The 24,946-nt window shown below is 44.1% G+C and carries 19 protein-coding genes; 4 read left to right on the top strand and 15 right to left on the bottom strand.

The window, feature by feature from the left end:
• Nucleotides 1-118 precede the first annotated feature (118 nt).
• The gene (locus tag GC098_RS31110; protein WP_171647526.1) at nt 119-1,870 is read right to left on the bottom strand and encodes a methyl-accepting chemotaxis protein; all 1,752 of its coding nucleotides are present in this window, start codon (nt 1,868-1,870) and stop codon (nt 119-121) included.
• Between the two features lie 178 nt (nt 1,871-2,048).
• Here GC098_RS31110 and GC098_RS31105 point away from each other — a divergent pair, with 178 nt between their 5' ends.
• Nucleotides 2,049-2,624: a GNAT family N-acetyltransferase gene (locus tag GC098_RS31105; RefSeq protein ID WP_312880451.1), complete on the top strand. Its 576-nt coding sequence runs from the start codon at nt 2,049-2,051 to the stop codon at nt 2,622-2,624.
• A 95-nt stretch (nt 2,625-2,719) separates the two neighbouring features.
• Here GC098_RS31105 and GC098_RS31100 read toward each other — a convergent pair whose 3' ends face one another.
• From GC098_RS31100 to GC098_RS31060, 9 genes are all read right to left on the bottom strand, one after another.
• Nucleotides 2,720-3,733, bottom strand: a complete 1,014-nt coding sequence (locus GC098_RS31100; protein WP_171647522.1) for a LacI family DNA-binding transcriptional regulator — start codon at nt 3,731-3,733, stop codon at nt 2,720-2,722.
• A gap of 73 nt (nt 3,734-3,806) precedes the next feature.
• Nucleotides 3,807-5,414, bottom strand: coding sequence for an ABC transporter substrate-binding protein (locus GC098_RS31095; protein ID WP_171647520.1), 1,608 nt, complete (start codon nt 5,412-5,414; stop codon nt 3,807-3,809).
• Between the two features lie 42 nt (nt 5,415-5,456).
• Nucleotides 5,457-6,365 carry a carbohydrate ABC transporter permease gene (locus GC098_RS31090; RefSeq protein WP_312880450.1) on the bottom strand — a complete coding sequence of 303 codons (909 nt, stop codon included), beginning with the start codon at nt 6,363-6,365 and terminating at the stop codon, nt 5,457-5,459.
• 48 nt (nt 6,366-6,413) lie between these two features.
• A complete protein-coding gene (locus GC098_RS31085; RefSeq protein WP_246359078.1) occupies nt 6,414-7,283 on the bottom strand; it encodes an ABC transporter permease in 870 nt (289 codons plus the stop codon).
• Between the two features lie 123 nt (nt 7,284-7,406).
• Nucleotides 7,407-10,199, bottom strand: a complete 2,793-nt coding sequence (locus GC098_RS31080) for a beta-galactosidase (RefSeq protein WP_171647514.1) — start codon at nt 10,197-10,199, stop codon at nt 7,407-7,409.
• A gap of 274 nt (nt 10,200-10,473) precedes the next feature.
• Entirely contained in the window at nt 10,474-12,012 is a 1,539-nt protein-coding gene (locus GC098_RS31075; protein WP_171647512.1) for a response regulator, read from the bottom strand.
• Nucleotides 11,990-13,825 (bottom strand): sensor histidine kinase, encoded by a 1,836-nt coding sequence (locus tag GC098_RS31070; protein WP_171647510.1) that lies wholly within the window; start codon nt 13,823-13,825, stop codon nt 11,990-11,992. The genes GC098_RS31075 and GC098_RS31070 overlap by 23 nt, the downstream gene beginning before the upstream one ends.
• An 18-nt stretch (nt 13,826-13,843) precedes the next feature.
• Nucleotides 13,844-15,139: an ABC transporter substrate-binding protein gene (locus GC098_RS31065; protein ID WP_171647508.1), complete on the bottom strand. Its 1,296-nt coding sequence runs from the start codon at nt 15,137-15,139 to the stop codon at nt 13,844-13,846.
• Nucleotides 15,140-15,285: 146 nt separating this feature from the next.
• On the bottom strand, nt 15,286-15,456 hold the full coding sequence (locus tag GC098_RS31060; protein ID WP_171647506.1) for a hypothetical protein: 171 nt from the start codon (nt 15,454-15,456) through the stop codon (nt 15,286-15,288).
• A gap of 282 nt (nt 15,457-15,738) precedes the next feature.
• Here GC098_RS31060 and GC098_RS31055 point away from each other — a divergent pair, with 282 nt between their 5' ends.
• Nucleotides 15,739-16,389 (top strand): response regulator transcription factor, encoded by a 651-nt coding sequence (locus tag GC098_RS31055; protein ID WP_171647504.1) that lies wholly within the window; start codon nt 15,739-15,741, stop codon nt 16,387-16,389.
• 66 nt (nt 16,390-16,455) lie between these two features.
• Here GC098_RS31055 and GC098_RS31050 read toward each other — a convergent pair whose 3' ends face one another.
• Nucleotides 16,456-16,737: a late competence development ComFB family protein gene (locus tag GC098_RS31050; protein ID WP_171647502.1), complete on the bottom strand. Its 282-nt coding sequence runs from the start codon at nt 16,735-16,737 to the stop codon at nt 16,456-16,458.
• A 119-nt stretch (nt 16,738-16,856) separates the two neighbouring features.
• Complete coding sequence (locus GC098_RS31045) at nt 16,857-19,532, bottom strand: family 78 glycoside hydrolase catalytic domain (RefSeq protein WP_171647500.1); 2,676 nt, start codon at nt 19,530-19,532, stop codon at nt 16,857-16,859.
• Nucleotides 19,533-19,759: 227 nt separating this feature from the next.
• Between GC098_RS31045 and GC098_RS31040 the strand changes: the two genes are divergently transcribed.
• Nucleotides 19,760-20,284 (top strand): metal-dependent hydrolase, encoded by a 525-nt coding sequence (locus GC098_RS31040; RefSeq protein WP_171647498.1) that lies wholly within the window; start codon nt 19,760-19,762, stop codon nt 20,282-20,284.
• Here the strand turns inward: GC098_RS31040 and GC098_RS31035 are convergent.
• Nucleotides 20,281-20,766, bottom strand: a complete 486-nt coding sequence (locus GC098_RS31035; RefSeq protein WP_171647496.1) for a hypothetical protein — start codon at nt 20,764-20,766, stop codon at nt 20,281-20,283. The two genes, GC098_RS31040 and GC098_RS31035, sit on opposite strands and share 4 nt — an antisense overlap.
• A gap of 339 nt (nt 20,767-21,105) precedes the next feature.
• Nucleotides 21,106-21,561: a RidA family protein gene (locus tag GC098_RS31030; protein WP_171647495.1), complete on the bottom strand. Its 456-nt coding sequence runs from the start codon at nt 21,559-21,561 to the stop codon at nt 21,106-21,108.
• Nucleotides 21,562-21,676: 115 nt separating this feature from the next.
• Between GC098_RS31030 and pdxR the strand changes: the two genes are divergently transcribed.
• Entirely contained in the window at nt 21,677-23,086 is a 1,410-nt protein-coding gene (pdxR, locus tag GC098_RS31025; protein WP_171647493.1) for a MocR-like pyridoxine biosynthesis transcription factor PdxR, read from the top strand.
• On the opposite strand, the gene GC098_RS31020 is transcribed toward pdxR, so the two are convergent.
• A complete protein-coding gene (locus GC098_RS31020) occupies nt 23,087-24,832 on the bottom strand; it encodes a sensor histidine kinase (RefSeq protein ID WP_171647491.1) in 1,746 nt (581 codons plus the stop codon).
• Between the last annotated feature and the right edge of the window lie 114 nt (nt 24,833-24,946).

Below are 24,946 nucleotides of genomic sequence, written 5' to 3'. Positions count from 1 at the left end.
TGCCCCCTACTTATCAAAACTGAAAAAATCCTATACAATCTACCGTCAGCCAATACCTGTCGGTTATATTGTATAGGATTCGTCTAATCATTGAAACTAGCCAATTCTTTATCCATTTTTACACATTAATTCGTTGAATAGATAAGCGCATTTCATCCGTTAATCCGCTCAATGCAGTTGCAGAGTCGGCTATATGTTGAGCAATCTTAAGTTGATCCTGTGTCAACTTGTGAATGTTCAGCGTCCCGTCAGATGAAGATTTTGCAATATTCGCTATGTCTATAACAGATGCTGTCACCTCTTCTGCCCCAGCCGACATCTGCTCTGTTGCTGATGAGATATCATGAATTTGCTCAGACACATAACGGAACTGTTCTACAATATGGCCAAAGAACGCTTCCGCTTTCATCGTGAGACCAGCCCCGGTCCGGATCTCCTTCATGCCTTCTTCCATGGCCTCGCCCATAAGCTGAGTTTCCCTCTGAATATTTTGCAGCAGTCCAGCAATTAAATGAGCTGAGCCTGCCGCATTGTCCGCAAGCTTGCGCACTTCACCCGCGACCACAGCGAAGCCTGCACCGTGTTCACCCGCCCTCGCTGCTTCAATTGAGGCATTGAGTGCAAGCAGCTTCGTTTGTTCGGCGATATCCGAAATAGCCGATAAGGCTACCCCAATTTCCTGTGAATGGCCGCGTAGTAAGGCAGCTCGATTAAGCGCCTCTTCCGTTGCAGAAGTAATGGTAACGAATTGACCGTTCATATTCTTTACGATAGTTTGTCCGGATTCCGCGCTCTCCAGCGCATTCATGGATGCGTCAGAGGCCGTTAAAGAAGCCTCTGAAATACGTTGGATGGCCGTGGCCATCTCCTCCATCGAATGTGCACTCTCATTGGTGCTTGACTGCTGGGTATTGGCTCCTTCAGCGAGCATTTGTATCGAGACATTTACTTTTGTGTTCATCTCCAACAGATGATGAGCTTCCGTGTTGAAACGTTCTGTCGTCGCTACAAATTGATCCGAGGTGTGCGATACATTAGATACAATCGTTTTTAAAATGTCATTGATGTTGCCTGACATCTTATTCATCGCCTGATAAACGGCACCAATTTCATCAATAGAATGAACAGGATTTTCAGCTAATTGCTGCTTTGCAAGGAGCAGGTCTCCCTTCGCTATGCTTTCCGCACCTGCAACAATCCGTTGTAATGGACGCAGCGAACGGGATATTAGCAGCATAACCACCCCAAGTCCAAGTAAGGTGAAGAAGAGCATAAGCAGATAAACTGATATATTCCCCATGATCAAGCTGTTAGAAATACGTTCGATGACCCCCGCCTCCGTATCGATGCCTAGGACACCGATAGTTTTACCATCAGCGTTTTTCAAAGGTGCATAAGTGGAGACATATTTACCGTATTGCGGGTTTACGATCAAGGGTGAACTCGCCGAATTTCCCTTGAGTAAAGCCTGAACAGCTTCTTCTGGAATATCTGTCACTTCATTGATTGGTGAAGCCGGACTATCTCCTTTTGGTTGTCCGTCAATCATAAGGAGAGGCTGATTCTTTTCATCAATTCGAACAAGATACACATATAGCGCTCCTATTTGCGTACGGTATTGGTCTAGTTCCTGCCTGATATTCCAATACAGCTCGTTCTCCTTTGGATCTTTTAAAAATTGTTCCCATCTATTTGCATCGATTCCTTGGACATAGCTCTCTGCCAATCGAATGCCATAGCTGGATATGGCTTCCATACTCGCTTTCTTGGCATTTCTGATTTCAATGAAAATATTGCCTGCAGACAATGCCAAAATGACTATCATCACGGCCGCAATGATGCGTACGACCAATCGTTTTCTAATCCACATAACGAAACGAAACATAATAATTCCCCTCTTCTATCAACATTATTCGATTATTTTCGACATTAAATTGGTAAATCCTTCTTCATTCATTGAACTTATTTCTTTTTAAGGTATTCTTCAGATTACTATGATAATTTACTAGATAAGTTTGCACAATTCGAAGAAAAGACAGGTGACATGATTGACAACGACCGGTTTATTCGACTCCTTTCCCCTACTTACTACAAACCGTTTATGTTTGCGTCAAATGAACACTGAGGATGCTGAAGATCTATACCTCTTCTATTCCGACTCCAAGGTCACCCAATATCTAGACTGGCATGGCCCTGCATCTGTCCAAGATTCCAGAGATTTAATTCACTCATGGAATCAATATTTTCAAGATAAACGGCTATTCCCTTGGGGGATATCCATGAAGACCGATCCTACCTTAATTGGCACCGTCATGTTCATGCCGATTCGAGATACGTTTGAAAAAAAGCCCCTTCTTCCTCTCAACGTAGGTTTCGAATTAAACCGCCATTATTGGAATAAGGGCATCATGTCAGAAGCTCTGGAAGCTGTTCTTGCCTTTAGTCGGGAACATATTGGGGCACATCGTATTCAAGCGGAAGTATTCCCTGAAAATAAAGCCTCTTTGAAGGTTTTGGAGAAGCTGGGCTTTAAGCAAGAAGGACTGATGCATCAATATTTGATGCATGAAGTCACGCGGACATTTCTGGATGTGATCATGCTTGCTTTTATTAATAATACATAAAGTCCGAGGAGTCTTAACCCTCGGACTTCGCATTACTTCTATCCTACTGTTTAACCAACTGCCACTGCTTGCTGAGTCAGCGCGCTTCTTCCTCATTATGTACTCTGCCTTACAATGAGCTTAGGCTCCAGAACCGTCAGCTTCTTCACCTTTTCCTTCTGAATCAATCTCGATAATAATGCCATCGCTTGGCTCCCAAGCTCTTCACTATGCTGCGAAACGGTTGTCAGTTCGGGGTTCATCGCAGCAGCTAATTGGGTGTCATCAAACCCTGCAATGGCGATATCCTCCGGAATACGCAGTCCATGAGAAATAGCCGCTTTCATAGCACCAATGGCCACGTAATCGTTAATACAAAGAAAGGCCGTTGGGCAATTTGGCATGGAAAGGAGCTGGTCCATCAGCTTGCGGCCACATTCCATAGAGAAGTCTCCCAAGCGTACGATTTGTTTGCGAAAAGGGAGATCATTCGCTCCTAGCGTACTTTTGTAGGCTTGCAGCTTTTCCATCGTTGTTGTCGTTTCAGCGCTTCCCCCCAAGAAGCCGATGCTTCGATGCCCGCGATCAATAAGGTGCTGCATAATGAGCTGGGTACCCGCATATTCGTCCGTTTTTACCCGATGACAGGGATGACCCGGAAGACTGCCGTTAATCAAGACAATTGGAATTCTCTTCTGGATATCCACGACTTCCTGTACGAGCAGCTCGGGGCAATGACGTGAATTAATTCGTCCACCCATGAAAATGAGTCCTTCCACCTGCCTTTCGCAAAGCAGATTTAAATATTCAGATTCTCTGCTGAAGTTGCTGAATGTATTACATAGAAAGAGTGTGAATCCGAGCTTCATCGCAGCTCTCTCTGCGCCTCCGAACACCTCAGGGAAAAACATATTACTGCTATCTGGGAATAACACGCCAATCATGCCCGTTTTCTTATTCACCAGACTGCGTGCCAACGCATTGGGCTGAAACTTATGTTTTTCAATAATCGCCATAATCTTCTGCCTAGTCGATGTTCGAACGGGTGCGGTATCATTGAGAACTCGGGAAACCGTCGCGACGGAAACGTTCGCTTCTCGGGCAATATCATAGACGGTTATAGATTCCAAGATACACTCTCCGTTACGTCAAAATGTAAAGATCGAAGGCCTGTTCAGAAACAGACCTTCGATATCTTAATCCTTATTTGCTGCTTTCTACTGCGACTTTGAAGGCATCCAATTGTTTTTGGACTTCAGCCATCAGCTTATCAAAACCTGCTGTTTTCAACTTCGCGCGGAAATCATCAACCGCTTTGACAGGGTCACCCGCTTTGCCATAAAGAATCGCAGGTCCCATTTGTCCAACAACTTGGGTAACGGCTGTCAACTCATTTGATACAGGTCCCTTATCGAAAACGAATCGGCCATATGGGAATGGCTTTTTGATTTTGTCATAGGACGCATAAAGCGCGCCTTTTCCAGACCAATCATTACCATCTGGAATTTCATTCTTATCGATGCGTCCACCCCAGAAGTTGGAATAGAATTCGTCTCTTTGCACATCATAGCCATCTGGACGGAAACGTTTGCCATCTTTGATGACGTACTGCACGCCTTCCAAGCCGTAATTCATCAAACGATACACTTCCGGGTCTTGACGAATCAGCTCGTAGACCATCAGAGCGCGCTCTGGATGCTTGCTTTTCGCACCAAGAGAAGTCCCGCCGTGCGTGATCGACATGGATACGAGATTGTTGCGTGTGGCCGAGAATGGGAAGAACTGGAGCTCTGAACCTGGCTGCAGCTTATCCATTTTGATACGTTCGCCAAGGAATGTTTGCGTGTGATGCTGATCAACGCTTGTCTTACCAGCCTCAAGCTCTGAACGGTTATCTCCCTTATAGTTCAGCACGTCCTCACGCCAGAAGCCTTTGTCGCCCCAACTCTTCATCAATTTAGCAAAATCAACAAAAGTATTATCAAGAAAAGGGCTGTAAGCTTTATACTTCTCATCATACGATTTGCCATAGATTAGACTGAATAAACCTGTGCTGATCGGAAGTTCAATCGCATCTGTGTAGGAATTGATGTAACCGGCAATATTACCACCGGCGGTACCATTCGTATCCCAAGGAACAACGCCTGGCTTCTTATCCTTGACACCTTGGAAATAGGTCTCCAGCGTCTTCCAATCTGTAATCGGCGCCGTGATCCCGAACTCCTTCGCCCAATCGCCACGATACAAGAAGCCGTGATTGACCCACTGTGTGTAATGATCTTCAGGAATCAGCATGATCTGATTCTTGTACTTCGTCTCAGCCCAGTTCTCTGGCGGTACTTCCTTCCAAGTTAACGGCGCATACACAGGAAGCAGCTTATCCAGCGGCTGGAAAGCACCTTTTTGTGCATTCTGCCACGTATCCAACCAATCGGTCGCAACCGTGATCAAATCAACAGGTTCTCCCGATGCTAGTAATAGATTATATTTGGTTTGCCAATCAGCCCATTCAACCCATTTAATTTCCAGTTTCGCATTTACTTTTTGTTTTAAAAGAGCGTTGACCTTCTCCATCACCTTTTCAAATTGACCATTCTTTGGCTTATCCCCCAACATCACGTAGGAAATCGTTTGGAACTCGGAGGTGTCAATTTTGCCGGATGGTGCTGATGTCCCTGTTGCCGCAGTAGTCGCTGTCGCTTTATCCGTGGAGCTAGTTCCTGTACTGCTAGGTGTGGTGCACGCCGTCAAGCTTACAGCAAGCGTTGCTGCCAGAGCTACACTAAGCGCTTTCTTTTTTCTCTTGAACATACGGATTTGCCTCCCCATAATCATTTTGGTATATGCTTTGCGTTAGCCTTTTACAGCACCAACGGTAATACCTTGGATAAAATATTTCTGTACCATCGGATAAAATAGAATGACCGGTCCTGTTGCGACAACAGCGGTAGCCATTTTCATGGACTCCAGCGGCATATCCCTAGGCTGTACATTGGAGGAGACCGATGAGTTTTTGATAAAATCGGCACTTGTTACAACGTTGTACAGGAACAATTGAAGCGGTCTATACTTCAAATCGGGTGATAGGAACAGCATCGCATTGTACCATTCGTTCCAATAACCCAAAGCAATAAACAATCCAATGGTAGCAAGCGCCGGTGTTGTCATAGGCAGGATGAGCTTGGTGAAAATCTTGAAATCACCAGCCCCGTCCATTTTGGCCGATTCTGTAATCGCATGCGGGATGGACCTAACGAAGCTTTTCATCATAATAATGAGAAAAGGGCTCATCAATCCGGGCAGCAGGACAGCCAAATAGTTATCCTTCAGATGCAGCCACTGCGTCATAATTAAGTAAAAGGGGACAACCCCGCCTTGAAACAACGTTGTAAAGTAAATGAAGAAGGAGATCCGATTTCGATAAGGGAAATCAGGACGCTGCAAGGAATAACCCGTCATGGCTACGATAAATAGTCCAATGGTTGTTCCAATCAGCGTAATGCCGAGCGTGACCCCATAAGAGCCGATGATGACGCCAGGGTTCTCGAAGACAATTTTATAAGCAAACGTACTGAACTCTTTGGGCCATAAATTGTAGCCGTGTAAAGTGATCGACTTCTCTGCTGTGAACGAAGTCCCAAGGACAAGAAGAAAAGGTACTAAACAGAAGATTGCAAATAGACCAATAAAGCAATAGCCGAATAACCGAATGGCCACCGAGGAGAAATCAGTTCCCCTTTGACGTGCGATGACTTGTTCCACATATGTCCCTCCTAACCGATCTAAAGTGACGAACACTAACATGTTGAATTAGAACAGCGTGTTTTCAGGCGAAACTTTCTTAACCAGCCAATTGGCTGTGATGACAATAAAGAAGCCAAACACGGACTGATAAAGACTGACAGCGCTTCCTAGCGAAAAGTTAAAATTGTTCATCAAAGAGCGGAACACGAACGTTTCAATAATATCTGTCGCATTAAAAAGGGCTGTATTGTTGGCTCCGACTAAGTTATAGAACAATCCAAAGTTCCCTCGGAGAATACCGCCTAGTGAGAACAGCAGCAAAATAATGAAAGTTGGCTTCAGCCAAGGAAGCACGATATAGCGAATTCGCTGCAGGGCATTCGCCCCATCAATTTCTGCGGCTTCTACAATCTCCGAGTCCAATCCCATTATCGCTGCGAAATAGACAATGGAGCCGTACCCTGTCGACTGCCAAAGAAATGTAATGACGATGATAAAAGGCCAGATCGTTGGATTCGAGTACGTCTTAAGCGGCTCCCAATCGAACGATTTGAGAATCCCATTGAGCAGTCCAAAGTCATAACTGAGAATGTTATAGGCAATAAGCCCAACAAGCACGAAGGAGATGAAAAAAGGCAGGAACATCAGTGATTGTGAAAGCTTCTTAAACCACTTTTTACGAAGCTCGTTCAGCAAAATGGCAATTCCAATCTGCAAAATATTCCCAAATATAATAAAAGCTAAATTATAAGCAATCGTATTAAACGTTAATTTCCAAAGTGCCCCTGAGGTCACTAGAAATTTGAAGTTGTCAAACCCAACGAACTGACTGCCGAAGATCCCCGCCGTATAGTTATAATTAATGAATGCGAGATAAAGCCCTGGCATTGGAAGGTACGACATGACTAGGAAAAATAAAATCGCAGGAACACACATGAGGACTAATGTTCGATACGACCAAAATCTGCGCAATGGGGTTACACGCTTTTTGACAACAATAGGCGCCCCTTCTAATGAGCTTGCTGAGATGGCAGTTTTCATGCGTACTCTCCTTCCAAATTAATCTGCGGCTACGGGTACAAAGCGAAGAGGCTCTAACAAGGCATCCTCAGAGTCCGATACCGCTTCCAGTAAGATGGCTATTTCATTGCCCGATTCGCCACCCTGAAACCACGGTCCAGGTAAATAAAAGGATTCATCGCTGCCGCCACGGAATATCGGTCTGTTGGCACCGCCTTGCGTCCACAGGCGGCCAACTAGGTGTCCGTTGAAGAACACGGTCAGCTTCATGTTGCTGCCTTTGACATAAACCCTCCAGCCTAATCCTTGGTTATCATGATGGAGGTCACCATATAGCCATGACAGAGTACCCGGTATCAAGGAGATAGCTCCTTCTACGGGGAGAGCCTTAAGCGCCGACGCTTTGGCATGCTGCAGTAAGCCATTCTCCTGACAAGAGGATAATGTCCACTGTTTAGCGGCGGTTCCTTCGTATAGACGTATATTGCCGCTAAGGGAACCATATGTTTTATCCAGAAATAGCGTTAACGTTGCCGTAACTCCTGCCTTTACATAAGGCGTAATATCGAGATACGGATTGAGCGGATTCAATTGTCCGAGTGCGTGCCCATTCACGTAAGCGTAGGCGTGTGAGAAATTACCAGGCGTGTGGAGAATCCAGGTATCCGCTTCTTTCGACAGCTTTACTTGTTTACGGTAGCATTGATGGGCGGGCTGTTCTGCGGAGAGCCACCCTCCAACACTTACAATCGGCCATTGTTGATCGTCATAGTCTGATGCTGCGTAATCGTCCTTGTCTTCTCCATATTGCATAAGCTTGAATCGCCAGTTTTGGTTTATTTCCCTAACCGACGTTACTCCAACTATGCCCGTTAGCCCTTTCAGTGCGTTTAAGTGCAGACCCGGCAAATTCGTATCATGGAAATTGGTATGTCCCCAAATCTCAACACGAGCAACCAGATTTGGCTCTACGCGCGAACCGGAAGGAATCGGAAGGAAGTGACTTCCTCCTCCCGGTGTTGCTGTACCAAGGTACGTTTCACCGGTATAGACGGAAACGACATCACTTGCCTGTTGAACAATAAGGCCAAGACGGCTTTTCTCAAGCGGCAGTGATAATTGCGAGGTGTACCAGGCGAAACCTCGGTAAACACCATGCTTCTCCAGATAATCGGCAGTATCACCGATCGATATACTTTCATCAGCTAGTGTATCCAAGGGATTCACTAAGCTTTGTGACCAGCTGAGTTCAACTTCGCGGCTTTCCGAGACTCGTTCAACCCATTCGCCAACGTGCAGCTCGCCTGCATCATCCACATTTTCTAACAGCAAAGCACGTGAACGACTCATTCCGATCAATTCGATAACGTGACCGTTTAGTAAGCGAATCCGTGCTGATCTCTCTTGCTCGCCTGATTGAAAGGATACCGTTACCTGATCTCCTGCTTCGGCATCGTGTACTGTCATCGTGCCAGCCTCCGTCTGCACCTCCGTGTTAAAGCAGAGATGAATTTCGCCTTCGCCATCCGTATGAAACACGAACAGTGTGCGCTGCTCAAGCTGCTTCACCAACAGCAGTTCTGCAGTAGCGTAGGCCAGTGTCCCTTCAGCGATCCCCCAAGTCTGCAAGGGCACTTGCACGGGAAGAATTGGACAGCGGCTTGCTTTGGCGACAAGTGTGGTATATCGGGGTATGACATCTTCCGCCACGTGAAAGTAAGCGTCTTCATCTTGTTCGTTTACTTGGCATAAGAAGAGCAGCTCGCCGCCTTGCTTTAACGCTAACCGATAAGGGGTTGAGGCACTACTCGTAAGCTCAGGTTTCGCCTCCGCCAAGGAAGCGCCATACGTTTGAATCACACGATGCAGCATTCTTCCTTCATAAGCTTCCTCTCGAATGTGTCCTTCAGGTGTTATCATCCCATGGAAATCATAGTCCGAGGTAAGAAAAGAAAGAGGATTTCCCCAATTGTTAGCTGCATTGGTAAAGCCAAAATTCGTTCCTGAAGCCTGTAAGTAGGGACCGAGCAGCTTCGCTCCTGCCGATAACAATCTGCGAAGCAGGAAGTGCGAACGATTCGTCTCCGTGACGAGTAAGGGCAGCCCCCGACGAGCCAACTCCTCTCTGTAGAAGAGCACCTTTTCTTCGAAAGCAGGGTCTTGGTCATTTGGATAGAAGTTACATGTTGGCACCACGCCTTCAGCAAAACCAGAAGCCTCATACAAGCCGCCTTGTCCGGCGCAAGCAATGAGCGGCACTGTTATCCCATGCTGCAAAGCTAAATCTCTTAGCGCCGAGATATACCCTTTGGGATCAGAGCAAGGATAGAAATCAAGCTCGTTGTCTAATTGGACAGCAATGATGGTGCCTCCCTGACCCGTTTCATATTTCTTCAGGATGGGAAGAATTTGTTCATACCACCTGGCCACATGCCGCAAGAAGGCAGGATCGTTATCCCTCAAGCGAAGACTTTCTTTCACGAAAAGATAAGCGGGGAGTGCTCCCCCATCCCATTCCGAGCAAATATACGGCCCTGGTCGTGCAATCACCCACAGTCCTGCATCCGCAGCATCCTGTAGAAACTGAGCCGCATCCTTCTCTCCGGTAAAATCCCAAACCCCCTCCACCGTCTCATGATGATTCCACGGAAAGTACACATCAATAGCGTTATATCCAAAGGCTTTAACTTTATTTAGTCTCTCTTTCCATAAACCCCGTGGTAATCGAAAATAAAATAAGGAGGCACAAAGTATAATTTCTGACTTTCCATCTATACGCAGTGCTTCTGACGATAATTGAATCACTGCTTCTTCACTTTTTGATAAATACAATGGCTAACCTCCTTGATCTACCCTCATTCATTTATGAAACCCGTTTCATCCGCGAGGGGTGTCTAGCTGCTGTTCTTTATGAAGTTAGTATAAGTTGTTTTAAAAGCGCTTACATTGAAAGAAACATCAAGTTATATAACAAAACTACGAAGATATAGCCCCACTCAAAACAAAAAAAGCTCCGAATTTTATCCGAATTCGCAGCCCCTTGCATTCTATATAACACTGATTTCTTATATAATTCACAGAATTTATAATCATTCATCTTGAACAATTAACCATTGCGCCTAAATTCCTTAACCGTTTTCCCTTCAAGCTCTTTAAATACTTTGCAAAAGTAGGAAGTTTCTTGAAATCCCGTTTTCTCAGCGACTTCATATACTTTCCATGCAGGGTCTTGAAGCAGCTGTTTCGCCTTCTGTATCCGACATCGATTCATATATTCGACGATCCGCATCCCCGTCTCGCTTTTAAATAGATTGGATAAGTAATTCGCGCTCAAATGGAGAACATCCGCCAGTCTTGCCACCGTGATGTCTTCGGCATAGTGCTCTTCCATATAGGCGATTGCTCCTTGGATTTCCTTCCGCATCATCGTGTGCTCAGCCTTATTCCCAGCAATTTGCTTATTCAAGTTCAGAAATAACGGCTTCACTTGCTGCAGAGGCTGAAGGGCTTCTATCGCCTGGCTAACCAGTTTATAATCATGTTCAAACTGATCTGAGAACCTGTTCCTCTCCATTGCCAATGTTCTCAGCTGCATCATTAACTCTGCTAGCAGGTTGCGCAGCTCGGATATAGGCGGCTTCCTCTGAATGAGGCTTTGAAACAAAAGCTCAGATTGCGTTTCAACATCAGTGAATAGACCACTTTTCATCGCTGCAACCAGAGGCTGAATCGTGATTCCGGCCAGCGTTTCAACCTTGTCATTTATCTGTAAGGACGTATAGGCGTAGAGTTGACCCGTTCCTTCATAAACATATTGATCTAAGGCTGTTTCCGCTTGCTTATATAGCACTGCCCAATCCTTCAATCCGTAGCCGATCGAGCTAATTCCCACTGTAGCAGAGCCGAGCTTCTTCATCCTGGTATATAGCTGCGATGCTTGCCGTAGAGCCTCCTCCATACATTTGTGTTCACTCTTCTCTTGCGGAAAATAGATAATGACCGCAGTTCTCCGCTCTGAAATCGGTATAACCATGTTTGTGTGCGCTGACTGTTCTTCCTTAGAACCATCCGCAAGGACTTTAAAGCTAGCATCAATGACAACGACTGCCGTAGGACCTCCATGAATTGGAAAATGAACGGCGCTCGCTTGATCTTCGATGTCCTCTGCTCGCTTCAACTCGCCAAAGAGAAGCTTACGCCCCAACAGGCAGCGCACCTCTTGAAAGCTGGCATCACGAATACTAGCTTGTTTTCTCCGCCTATGATCTTCCATAATCTTGCTGCTCATTTGTTCTAATAGCTGTTGCAGCGCATCAGGTTCAAGGTCATGTTTTAACAAATAATCCTCTGCCCCAAGCTTGAGGGCTTCCTTCACGAATCGGAAATCATCAAAAGAACTGAGTGCCACAATTTTGATGGAAGCATCCTTTTGCTTTACTTGCTGGATAAGATCAATGCCGTTCATTTCGGGCATCGAAATGTCCGTCACAATAAGATCAACCTGCTGATGCTGCAGAAGATCCAGTGCATGCACGCCATTGAGTGCTTCGCACACTATTTGGAAACCGTAATCTTCCCAACGAATGATCGTTTTAATCGCATACCGATAAATCGCATTATCTTCAACGATCATGGCGTTCAACATGCTCATTCCTCCTTTGACGATGCGTTCTATGCGGAATTCGAACAATAGCTTTCGTACCTAATCCGGGTGCACTTTCGTAGCTAAGGCCATATTTCTCCCCATAATACAGCTGAATGCGTTCATTCACATTGTGAATGCCGATACTCGTCACTCCTGGAACCGATTCTTTACATGTTGCTTCGTTCAATAGATTAAGCGCTTGTTCAGCTTCCATCCCTATTCCATTATCTTCGACAATGAGCAGGAGCTGCTTCTCTTCTATGCGTGCATAAAGTACAATACGTCCACTCCCCTTGGACATTTCGATGCCGTGAAGAATCGCATTTTCGACAAGCGGCTGAAGAATGAAATAAGGCACCTCGCTTTCCATCAACTGTTCATTCACTTCATAGTCCATGTGAAAGGCATCGCCATAACCAATTTTCTGAATATAAATATAGTTTTTTAATTGGTTAATCTCCTGCTCCAAGCTGTGAAATTCGCCAACACGTCGTACCGAGGATTTCAATAATTCAATAACGGATGTGACCATTCGCTCAATCTCGGCTTGATGGTTCATGCGAGCGTACCATTTCACAGTGCCTAACGTGTTATAAAGGAAATGAGGATTAATCTGACTCATGAGGACGGTAAATTCAGCCTGTTGTTTGGCAATTTGCTCTTTATACACCGTGTTTATTAAATCGTTAATCCGAGACAGCATAAAATTGAACCGTATAGACAAACTCCCAATCTCATCTCGCCCCAGCGGAATAATTCGAACATCGAAATTGCCATCTTCGACTCGGCGCATCGTTTGCTCCAAGATTTTGATATTTCGCGTCGTAGAATTGGAAAGTAATACGGCAATTCCGGTAGATATCAGAACGGCAAGCAGTGAAACAAGAGCGATCACAAAAACTAACACGCGTGTACTGGACAGAAGCTCAGACATCGGAATAAAACAAAGCACCCGCCAGCCCAGCGTAGATGTTCGTTCTTGAACGAATAAATGACTCCCTCCCGCAGCATTATCGACAATTGCCATAGAGTCATCATTCTCCTTAAGCGTATAACTAAAGCTCCTTGAGATGAGATTGTCCATTTGAGGGGTTCCGCCACCAGCTAGCAGTTCGTTCAAAGGATTAAGAATCGCAACATTATTTTGCTTAATGATAGAGCTATTGCTCCCCAGGGACAAGAAATAATCCGAATCGATACTAATTACAATCGTGCCTAGACTACGATCTATTTGACTCAGATCAATGAAATCTCTGATAAGGAACACTTCTTTTTGTTTTCTCAGAGAAGGCGACCAGCTGATGCTTTGCGCATGATTTTTCAAATAATCGGAAGCATCGTTCGTCATCACGGTTACATCTTCATGATTTAGTGTACGATCCACACCTTTTTTATTTTCCCACCAGTACACCTGTCCCTTATGAGTTTGAATCATAATGGCATTCATATAGGGATTCCCATTCCCGTACTGAGCTAGCAAGAACTCCATACGGCTGCGGAACGCCGGATAGTTGTCAACTGTAACTTGTTCACCTTGTTCAGCAGCAATTTGCCGAATATTACTGTCACTCAGAACGTAAACGGAGGAAGTGAATGCTTCCTTCGCTCTAATTTCAATATTGTCGGAAACTTGATGAATGACCTGCATCGAGAGGTCTCTTGTATTTGATTCAATGAATTTCGTAGAGGCATAGATGGCAACTCCGCCAATCGCCGATGAAATGAACAAAATAATAATCATGTTAGATAGAAATATTTTCGTTCGGATGCGAAAGTCCTTGACCCGATTTATGTTCCACGGGGCGGCTGTCATACGCAGATCTCCTTGCTGTCATTTGGATGGTTTGCGAATCCGATCGAATGCTTGATCCAACTCTTGAATACAGATCTCCACATTATGGCTTCGATCAATAACGAATTTCGTGAGTGCATTTACAAACACTTTTTGCAGATCCTGATTCACAAAATCTGTTGGCAAACTCGACCAATCATACATTTGGCCTGTTTGGATATAATTTTCATCCAGCTCCACATACGTGGGATCAAAGTCATTCGGCAAGCCCTTAATCACAGACAAAGCCTTCTTTTTCGTCTGAAAAATGGTCCCCATTTCCTTCGAAGCAAACAGTTCTAGTGTTTGAAGCGCCGCTTCCTTATGAGGTGATTTGGGATTGATCACAATCCCTCCTGTTGATTTTAGTCCAAACTTGGCATCTTGGGGATCATTTGAATAAGGGAAAGCGAACAGTCCTAAATTACTCGCAGGATTCTTGGATTTAACACCGTCAACCGTCCACGTGCCATTAATAATCATGCCGGCTTTCCCCTCAGCAAGGAGCCCTTGGGCTTGATTCCAATCGGTTTCGAACGGCTTGATGTTCACATAACGCAAACGTTCTCCATAGCGTTTCAAAATGTCTTTGAAGTGAATTTGATCCTCAGCGAACGAAGTTCGACCTGCTTCAATATCAGCAATCCAGTTGTGCCCGGCAGCGTACTGATTAGCCAAAAGATCCGCTGCTATGTCCCAAGTCAGGGTCCAACTATCCTTGTAGCCTGCTGCAATAGGAATAATTCCTGCCTTCTGCAGCGCCTCACAAGCAGCTAAGAATTGCGGCCATGTTGTTGGCGGACTTTGAATGCCTGCTTGAGTGAAAGCTTCTTTATTGTAAATGACACCAGCCCCATTCAAGTCTATCGGAAGCGCCCATATTTTCCCGTCGGCTGTCTTCACACCATTCAGGAACCTCTCTTTGATTTGCGACAAAAACGGTTGCCCCGTTAAGTCCATCGCATATCCTTTATGAATAAGATCCTGAGCGGACTCCATATTATCCAACATATAGATATCAGGCATGTTATTCGAAATCACACGCGTGCGAAGCAAGCTCATATAATTGCCACCATCCACGCCCGTCAGCGTAAACACATAAGAAGGATGTTGTTTAGTAAATAGCTGTGTCCCCGCCTCCAGCCATTTCCGTGCACCCTCCTCATCAAAGTGATGTATCCACGAAAGCGTCTGCTCCTGGAGCTGCTGCTTAGGAACGACCGTTACTGTCTGGGTTTGACAAGCGGTAAGCATCAGGGATACAGTCATGCCTAGAGCTAACAAACGAGTCTTCATTCATCCCCCTCATTTCATGATAGCGTTTACAAGTAGTATAACGGACTTGGTCGATTAAAAAAACAGCCTATTTCCTCTTCAGAGAAAATAGACTGTTGTGTGTTATATATACAAGCGAATCATCGCTAATCGAATTCTTGTTATTCCTATCTTTCATTCGTTGAATTCCAACCATCTTTGGCTTCAATGATATCCATCATTTTCTTCATCGAAATCTGCATTTGTTCAGCGGAGGGCAAGGTTAAGTTGCAGTACGTTTGCTTCACAACATCCGTTAACACAGAATCAAACATGCAATCAAATTGCTCGTTTTTCAATATGAATTCCCTCCTTATTTACTTAATTTTGGAAGATTACCTATACTTATCATATATAGAAACGCCATCGATAACAGCGCAATATTTTCTTTCGCAAATCCACATTTTTTTCCATATATGCGCAATTTTTTTTGCGTATCACGAAAAAAAGACGCAAAATCAGATAAATAAAATCTAATTTGCAATCTTTTTGTGAAATTTGGTAAAATTAAGGAAAGATATGAACAGCGACGTTGAATTCACCATTCGGATCCCCTTACCAAATCAGGAAGGAAGTATCATATGATTAAGAAATCGAAGATTCTGATCGTAGATGATCATCCCTTAATGGCGGAAGCGACATCGAATACACTACAGCAAATCGAGGGCATACAGATTATAGGGATAGCTGGTACTGGCAAACGATGCTTGGAACTCGTGGATTTGCATGTACCGAATATTGTTTTTTTGGATTATAATCTTCCGGATCAATACGGCGATGAGATTGCCAAAATCATTAAAGCGAAATACCCCTCCATCCACCTTGTCATTTTTTCGGGCATAGAATTATCCCATCTTTACAATTATTTGATCGGACTTGAGGTTAGTGCTGTTATATCTAAGGAATCTAGTGGTACGCTTATTAAAAGCTTAGTTACCCTTTTGTTAGAGAATTTCACGGTAATACCCGTTCCTGTTTTCCATAAAATGAGAGTGGATAGCGGTAATTTGCATCAGACTGATTCATTGGACGACGATGAAGTACATATGATGACAATGATTGTCCAAGGCCTAACCAATGAGCAAATGGCCGAGGAAGTGCATATGAGTAAGCGCACCGTAGATAATTATATACGCAAAATTTATGACAAATTAGGCGTCAAATCAAGGGCGCAAGCAGTAGATAAATTTAATCAATTCAAGCATATTTATGAAGTTAACCGGCGTCCATAGATAATGTTGAAAAAAAGAAAGACTGGCCTCTTCGTAGTGAAGTGAGACCAGTCTTTTTAAGTTCTCTTATGATTGGGATTCTTCTCGGTGATGTTGATGATGTTCCACAATATTCGCCGCTTCCATTAATTCTCGCATGACATCGGACTGCAGCTGTGGATTGATATATAAGCCTTTTACAAATAACTGTCCCTTTTCACTAGAGGTATATCGCGGAGGGATTTTATTTAAAACCAAAGCAAACACGTCTTCTTTGCAAGTAGTGCAATCGCATTTCATTTCATAGTTTTTTTGAAACTCATCAAACAAATTCATCACTATCGTTTCCATTGCATTGAAGACTGCCATTGTGGGTACCCCTTCTTTATTCAACTATATCTCTATTATAACTCATATCCTCCTAATCAAAAAGTTAACAAATAGAAGAGGCCACACGAATACGTGTGACCCACTTTTATCCTCATTTCTCAACAAATAATCGAGTAAGTCCCCGATCCAAGTTCTAACCGCAGCTCTCCATCACTTTCCTCTGCTGATAGGACCCCTGATGCTGTCTGGGCTGCTTGATCATTAACTGTAGCCATTGCTAATGTCGCCCCTCGCAAGGTTGCAAGGCCTGTCGTATTCGGAGGTAGTTGGAACTCATAGACGACCCTGTCATCTGCTTCTTTCTTCCATTCACTGCGTATCTTACCGTAGCTGGAATGGAGCGATGCTTTCGCGTATTCAAGGCCGGAATCTGGTCGCGGACGGAAATGAATCCGTTTGTATCCAGGCTGCTGATCATCGGAATCGAGACCCGCCACTACGCGGTACAGCCAATCCCCAATGGACCCATATGCATAATGGTTATAGGAGTTCATATTATCACTCCAAAATGATCCATCCGGCTTGATGCCATCCCAGTGCTCCCAGATCGTAGTTGCTCCTTTGTGAATCGAATACAGCCATGATGGATAATCTTCTTGTTGAACCAACTTAACAGCCAGATCATGGTAGCCATTCTCGGAAAGAACATGGCACAAATATGGCGTACCTACGAAACCGGTCGTCAGGTGATTCTTCTGTTCCGCTACATATTCGGCTAACGTCTTTGCTAATCGATCACGCGTACTCCCTTTCACGAGTCCAAACATTAGCGGGAGAACGTGTGCTGTCTGTGTATGCGCGGCCAAACGCCCGCTTGGTGTAAGGAATTCTTGTGTGAAAGTTTCAACAATGCGCTCATAAAGCTCACTGTACTTAGCCACATCCTCGCTGCGTTCCAGCACTTCCGCAGCTTTCACGAAAAGTGAAGTCGAATAGGCATAGAAGCATGTCGCGATTAAGTCTCTAGGAGTCGCTCCTACATAGCTGCCTTCTTTGGCATCAAGCCCAAGCCAATCACCAAAATGAAAGCCTGTATTCCACAGATACTCATTCTCTCCTTGGCTTCGCATGTACGTAATCCACGCTTTCATGCTGTCATACTGCTGCTCCAGAATGCGCTTATCGCTATATACCTGATATAACGTCCACGGGCATATGACTGCTGCATCCCCCCATGCAGAGGAAGAGTGGTCATTCGGCCCAAGTACGTCCGGAATGACGAATGGAACACCGCCATTTTCAAGTTGATCTGCTTTTAAGTCGCGCAGCCATTTGGTGAAAAACAAAGCCACATCATAATTAAATGCTGCCGTGCGAATAAATACTTGCGCATCTCCTGTCCAACCCAGTCGCTCATCTCGCTGCGGACAATCGGTCGGAACATCCAGGAAGTTCCCCCTTTGTCCCCACACAATATTTTGTTGAAGTTTATTCAACAAGGGATGGGAACATTCAAAAGTGCCGCTAGCTGCCATGTCCGTATGAATGACATGTCCCGTGAAGCGCTCTGCATCGAATGCTACATCCTTGGGCCAGCCTTCCACTTTGACATATCGAAAGCCTTGGAACGAGAAATGGGGTTCATATTGTTCTTCCCCACCACCTTTGCATACATAAGTAACCGTCTGCTTCGCAAGACGCAAGTTCCCAATATAGAAGTTCCCATCTTGATCCAGCACCTCTGCATGCAGGAGCTGAAGACGAGTTCCAACTGGCAGCTCCAATCGCATGTGCACTTTTCCGACCATATTTTGCCCAAAATCAAGAACGGTTTCTCCAGAAGGTGTTTCAATAACGGTTATCGGTTTCAAACGCTGTGTAATGCGTGATGGCTCATTCTCTTGCATGATTAGGATATCTTTGGAATGATCAAGAACCGTTACATTTGACCAATTATCGTCCTGATACGTCGACATGCTCCACCCGCTAAGCTCCAAGTTAGCATCGTAGGTTTCTCCATGGTACAGCTCAGACATCCGAACTGGTCCCAATGAAGCACGCCAAGAATCATCACTAACGGTTATTTCCGAAGTTCCGTCTATGTATTCGATATGTAATTGGAGGAAAAGAGCTCTAACATCCCCAAAAATATTTCGCTGATTCTTCCAAGCCAAATTACCTTTATACCAACCGTTTGCCAGCACGGCGCCAAGGGTATGGTTTTCACCTTGCTGCAGCAGGCTCGTTACCTCATACGTCTGAACCTGCAGTCGGTGTCGGTAGCTGGTCCAGCCGGGTGTGAACTCCCAATCTCCAACACGAGATCCGTTGAGTTCAAGCTCATAAATGCCTAGACTCGTTGCGTAAACAGTCGCTTTACGAATTCCCTTACGTGCTGTGAATGTCTTCCTCAAATAAAAAGCTTCTTCTGCGTCAGGATCAATTGAAGCTGCATCAGGTGTAATCCACTTTGCTGTCCAATCAGCTGAGCTTAGCTGCCCCATTTCCCAGAAAGCGATTTCACTCCAAGGCGATTGCAAACCAGACTGATCCCATACTTGGACACGATAAAAATAACGATTTCGCGACAGCAACTCTTGACCCTCATAAACAACAAGCACAGATTGTTCCGATTGTATGTGACCGGAATCCCAAACCAAATGACTCGGTTCGAAAGAATATTCAACCATACTTACCTGGATGTGATAAGCTGATTGGATGGTATGTTTGATGTCCGAATCTAGCTGCCAAGTAAAGCGTGGCTGGGTCGTATCCAATCCAATCGGGTTGACGCGGTATTCGCATGTCAAGTTAGAAATATTGAGTGTCGTCATTCAAAAATCCTCCTACTTTTATCAAAAATGTCGTATACCCTATTCATAAATAAGCATCAATATGTCCTATTGTAGAGCATCTTATGACGCATTATGAAGGTGGATTCAGACAATCTTATAGGTAGAATACGACATGGAATATTTATTTTTTCGGCTTCCCCTCAATTTAGGAATCGCATGCGAATAATATACAGTTATCGTAAATCACGAATGGGTAGGAGCTTAAGATGTTACAAAAAACACACAGTATTGCCGGATTCATTTCCGCGGAAATCGTTCTCACGTATCAAGATATTAGTTTCTTCTCATGGGATGCCGCTGGTGCTCTCCTACTTGGTTGTTTGGCAGGCACGCTAGCGGATGTCGATAAGCCAGGTTCTACAATGGCTAAGGTTCTTTTTCCTTTATCTGCTCTGCTGCGGCTGCTGAAGGTAAAGCATAGAACCGTCACTCATTCCCTGCTTTTTCTACTGCTCTTAGTTGTAATTGCAATGCCCTTATCACCTTTATATTTCTGGGTATTCATCCTCTCTTACGCGTCACACTCGTTTATCGATTTATTCAATGATAGAGGGGTTCAGCTCTTCTGGCCTATTCCTTTCAAGATTCGTCTACTCCCTAAATGGATAGCTATTGACACGGGTTCAGTGAGCGAGACCGTTTTCCGATGGTTACTTCTGGCTTTGAGTCTAATCATCCCTTTTTGGACTTATATACTTCCTCAAATTTTAAGTCATAGCGCTTTGTTTTAATGCGTTGCAACAATGTAATCCCCATTGGCATTGAGTAGAAATTGCGCATGATACGCTCCTTGAGCGTCGGGCTCTGCTAAGCTCTGCACGATCTCACCAACAGCAGGAACACCTAAGAAGTCGTTCAATTCCTTTTTCATCGTGGATTGGAAAAGGATCTCGACTTCTTTCCCCTGCGTTCTCGGAGAAATAACAGGATGGCTCAAATGAATCGGATTATTCTCATCCCATAATTCAGAGTGGTACTGCAGATGACTCGGAACTTCCAAGTTGTCAGGAACTGAGACCAATAAAACTGTTTCTGTATCATTGGTTTTGACTTGCATGACCATTCCTGCCAGATATGCCGGACCTGGTTGAATTTCTTCCATCGACATCATACTTTTCTCAGGAGAAATGAATGCAAACAGCACAAACAGAGGAAATAAATGAATGAAACTTTTCTTAAACTCTTCCTTGTAGCGACACTTTGATATCTTCATCAATGCTCCCCCTTGCGATTAATCTACATATCACGATTCATTTCATTCGTTAGTTATCATTACCCCATTCATAAGTATTTGAAAACTACATGTAACGATTTTATTGAAAAAGAAAATAAACTGTCCCAAAAATCGGTAACCAGCATTTGCTGAGGAACGTCGATGCGCTATTTGGTCGAAATACACCCGAAATCAGGAGGAAGAGGAACGACGATTTCCCAAAATAACGCATCTGCGTTCCGCTAACTAGTGCCGGGTGGCTTTCATCGGTAGAAAAACAAAAAAATGAGAAGGCAAGTAACCTTGCCACCTCATTTTTTTCTCTGCCTCTAAATGAATTTATTTTGTAATCTCAAATATCGTATCAACGACAAGAGGAAGATTATCTCGTAAAGAATTAGCTCCCAGAACCGATCGAGCATGAGCCCCCTTCTCACCGAATACCTCCTGCATAAGGTCAGAGACCCCATTTAACACCAAATGATGTTCGACGTAATTAGGATCTGCATTGACGAAACCTTGAACCTTAACGACTTGTGTAATCCTATCCAAGCTGCCAAGTGCATGTTTGGCTGCAGCAAGCACTTCAAGGCCTGCCAAGCGTGCCAGTTGGTAGCCTTCTTCTGTTCTGTAATCCAACCCAAGCTTCCCTTTTGGCTTCCCTGATGGACCTTTTCCCGAAATAAACAACAATTGACCAGTTACAACATAATTAACATAGTTTGCAGCAGGGCCGCTGCTATCAGGTAGCACAATACCTAGTTGGTTTAACTTCGTCTCAATCGATTCTGTCACTATGCTTCACCTCTGACGATATTGATAATTGCTTATCCTAAAGTCTATACTATTATTGACCCTGCCATTAGGCTCAGTTTCCCATCAAATTCAGGGGTCAGATTTGAGGTCTTCCATGTTCGATATTTTGCTTAAAAGTGATGAACAAGGTCCACTTTATATACAGTTATATCGACATATCCGAGGTCTTATCCAGCGCGGTGATATCCAAGACAGAACGAAATTACCATCCATTCGCACCCTCAGCCAACAGATACATTTTAGTAAAAATACAATTGAAACGGCTTATCAAATGCTTATTGAAGAAGGATATGTGATAAGTAGGCCTCGTTCAGGTCTTTATGTGGTCGCTCCCTCCTTGCATCCACCGATCCCAAACCAACATGCGTTCAATCTACCGAAAGACACACAAATTTCCAACATGAAAGTTCTGCAATCTCCACACGAAGCTCCTATTGATTTTAGTCTATTAGAAATCGACAGCGAGTCTTTCCCGCTTCAAGCGTGGAAGGCTTGCTTAAATGAATCCTTTTCCTACAACAGCGGCCGCATTCACCAATATGGCGACAACAAAGGCGAATATGCACTGCGACTCCAAATTGCCCATTATTTAAAGCAATCCAGAGGTGTGTCCTGCTCCCCAGAGCAAATCATTGTTGGAACGGGCATGTCTAACAGCCTGCATCTCCTCTCGAAGCTAATCGGACAATCCGCACGAGTCGCTTTTGAGAAGAATGCCATAGCACAGGTCGGTGATATATTTACACAGAACGGATATACGGTTGTCCCTTTTCCGCTAAGTGAAAATGAACTTTCTATTGCTGAGATCATTCCCACAAATATAGACGCGGTATACGTTACTCCTTCCCACCGGCCTTCAGGAAGCCCTTTATCCTATGCGATTAGGCAGGAGCTGATTCACTGGGCATATCACAATCAAAGCCATATTATTGAAGATGATTATGATGGGGAATTTCGTCATGCTGGCAAAACCATTCCTTCCCTTCAAGGCCTTGATCAGCATGGTGTGGTCATTTATATCGGAACATTCTCCAAAGCTTTCACGCCTGCATTACGTATGAATTATATGGTGCTGCCTCATCCACTTTTGCCTAAACTTCAAACTATGGAACGCACGCTCTCTAGCCCCTCACATATGGATCAACTCGCCATGGCTCTGTTCATGGAACGTGGACATTGGTACCGTCATATCAGGCGTATGCGTAACACGTATCGGAGAAAACATGAGAAAATGCTCCAGCTAATACACACTCATTTAGGCTCTCTTGTTCAAATAGAAGGCGGGGGAGCAGGACTGCACATTGAATTGACGGTCCAAATTGCATGTTCAGCAGAAATGTTAAAGGAGCTAGCCCTTACAAAAGGGGTTCGTGTATACACCACTCAACAGGCAGAGCTAATACCCAATAACAAAAAGCCCAAGATTTACTTGGGCTTTGGTGGAATAACCATGAAGAATATGGAGCGCGGGATTCAATTATTAAAAGAAGCTTGGATACGATGATTATTGCATCGGAACCGATATTTTGAAACAGATGCAGCCGTCTGCCACAGACACTTCGATGGTTCCTTTGTAAAACTCGATTCGTTCCTTCACAACCGATAGACCAAGCCCCTGGTGCTCACCTCCACCTTTGGTGCTGTAGCCAATCGTGAACATTTTGTTATAATCATCAAGTTGGAATTCGGGATCAACCGGGTTGGTTACAGATATGGTTAAATGGTTCGACTCCGACCATCCGTTAACCATGACCTCACGTTCGTCTGGTGGGAATTTATTGACCTCATCAAACGCATTATCAATCAAGTTCCCAATAATTTTCACGATATCAACGGATTTCACACCTAACGACAAGCCTTCTAGTCCGGTAAAATGGTAATTGAAATCGATTTTGGTTCTCATGGCAAGCGCAATCTTTGCTTGGATAAGAGCTGCAATTGCCGGATGCCCAATTCGAATGATATCGTTCACTTCGTTGATTTCTTCAATTAATTCCTTCATGTATTTCATTTGGTCTTCTTTTTTCCCTTTAGACAGCAGAGCATACATGGTTTGAACATGGTTTAGAAAGTCATGCCGTTGACTACGTATCGTAGCGAACATCAGATCCACGTTTTGAATGTACATTTCTTGTGTAGACTGGACAGCTGTTTCTCGGCTTTTCGTAATAAATCGGAATACCAAATAGATAAGCACACAGCTAAAAATCGTAAATAAAACAATGAGAACTGTAAGCTGAACGAGCTGCTTGTTTAAAGTACGTTGAATCGTTTGATAATCCGAGACGATGGTAATCACATAAGGAACTTCCCTTTGAACTTCGGTCAATTTTTCCTTAACAGGAACATACATGAACGTTTTCAGAATGGGCTTCCCATTCCATCTCTCCACAACGCTAACTGGTTTATTTTCCTGTATGGACTCCTTGTAATTATCCAGATCTTTCGTACTCGTTATGTTATATGTACCAAATAAAACCGGGCGGTCATAGACCGATATGAATGGAACCCCACTACTGTCTTTATACTCAATCGGCTTTGTACCAAAAGTTATCCCGTTCAGTCCCGATATTTCCATAATATCTGGATTCGAAGCGAGCGTTTTCTTCACGATCGTATCCGCGCCTACGATTTGCTTGAATTTCTGAATCTTATCCGCATTGACAAACACACATATTAAATAATTAGTGCTTCCATCATAAAAGTACCCAAACTTACTAACATTGCTCGAACCTGATGCCGGAACTTCATAGATGCCCGACCAGAAATTAAGCAGCTTTTGCCCCTCAGCAATCGTAACTTGATGATTATCTAGAAGCTGGCTAAAAGCCGTAAACCAATATCCGAATGTTTTTGTACTTCTAATCTGAAGCTCCTTGGGCTCTGATGATTTACCTACCATAATATCATCACCATTTCGCTTCATCAGCGAGAAACCATCAACCCCCGCTTGCCTGGCAAGCTCAATTAATTGTTCATTCGTAACTTTTTCAATATCCGGATCTAGCTGACTCTTGGCGAAAAGCGCGACTGAACGAAGATTCTCACCAATCAAATCTTCTACAAAAAATGAACCTTCCTCTGATTGCTCAATGGATGTGCGAATTTGACTCGCAGTCGATTCCATGCGTTCAGATAACGCTTGCGTTAAGAGTGATTTCGTGAACCAATAATAAGAGGTGTTATTGAATACAAGCAATAAAATAACAATAGCAAAGGTGACATAAATGACTTTGGTGTTGATTCTCATGAAGTTTCACACTTTCTTTTTGATGTAAACTCAATATTACAACGTAGACGTGAAATAATTTTCGACACAAACCGAGGAAATATCCCTCTTTCAGTAGTATAGTTGGATACGAAA

This window comes from Paenibacillus phytorum (genome assembly GCF_013141715.1).
Taxonomy (GTDB): Bacteria; Bacillota; Bacilli; order Paenibacillales; family NBRC-103111; genus Paenibacillus_E; species Paenibacillus_E phytorum.
Note: the sequence above shows the minus strand (reverse complement) of the source record. Positions and strands in the feature narration are given on the sequence as shown.

What these genes read in the sequence shown, in the direction of transcription:
- GC098_RS31110 (WP_171647526.1), bottom strand. Translation starts at nt 1,870, where the DNA reads ATGTGGATTAGAAAACGATTGGTCGTACGCATCATTGCGGCCGTGATG.
- GC098_RS31095 (WP_171647520.1), bottom strand. Translation starts at nt 5,414, where the DNA reads ATGTTCAAGAGAAAAAAGAAAGCGCTTAGTGTAGCTCTGGCAGCAACG.
- GC098_RS31085 (WP_246359078.1), bottom strand. Translation starts at nt 7,283, where the DNA reads ATGTGTGTTCCTGCGATTTTATTTTTCCTAGTCATGTCGTACCTTCCA.
- GC098_RS31075 (WP_171647512.1), bottom strand. Translation starts at nt 12,012, where the DNA reads ATGTTGAACGCCATGATCGTTGAAGATAATGCGATTTATCGGTATGCG.
- GC098_RS31070 (WP_171647510.1), bottom strand. Translation starts at nt 13,825, where the DNA reads ATGACAGCCGCCCCGTGGAACATAAATCGGGTCAAGGACTTTCGCATC.
- GC098_RS31065 (WP_171647508.1), bottom strand. Translation starts at nt 15,139, where the DNA reads ATGAAGACTCGTTTGTTAGCTCTAGGCATGACTGTATCCCTGATGCTT.
- GC098_RS31055 (WP_171647504.1), top strand. Translation starts at nt 15,739, where the DNA reads ATGATTAAGAAATCGAAGATTCTGATCGTAGATGATCATCCCTTAATG.
- GC098_RS31050 (WP_171647502.1), bottom strand. Translation starts at nt 16,737, where the DNA reads ATGGCAGTCTTCAATGCAATGGAAACGATAGTGATGAATTTGTTTGAT.
- GC098_RS31045 (WP_171647500.1), bottom strand. Translation starts at nt 19,532, where the DNA reads ATGACGACACTCAATATTTCTAACTTGACATGCGAATACCGCGTCAAC.
- GC098_RS31040 (WP_171647498.1), top strand. Translation starts at nt 19,760, where the DNA reads ATGTTACAAAAAACACACAGTATTGCCGGATTCATTTCCGCGGAAATC.
- GC098_RS31035 (WP_171647496.1), bottom strand. Translation starts at nt 20,766, where the DNA reads ATGAAGATATCAAAGTGTCGCTACAAGGAAGAGTTTAAGAAAAGTTTC.
- pdxR (WP_171647493.1), top strand. Translation starts at nt 21,677, where the DNA reads ATGTTCGATATTTTGCTTAAAAGTGATGAACAAGGTCCACTTTATATA.
- GC098_RS31020 (WP_171647491.1), bottom strand. Translation starts at nt 24,832, where the DNA reads ATGAGAATCAACACCAAAGTCATTTATGTCACCTTTGCTATTGTTATT.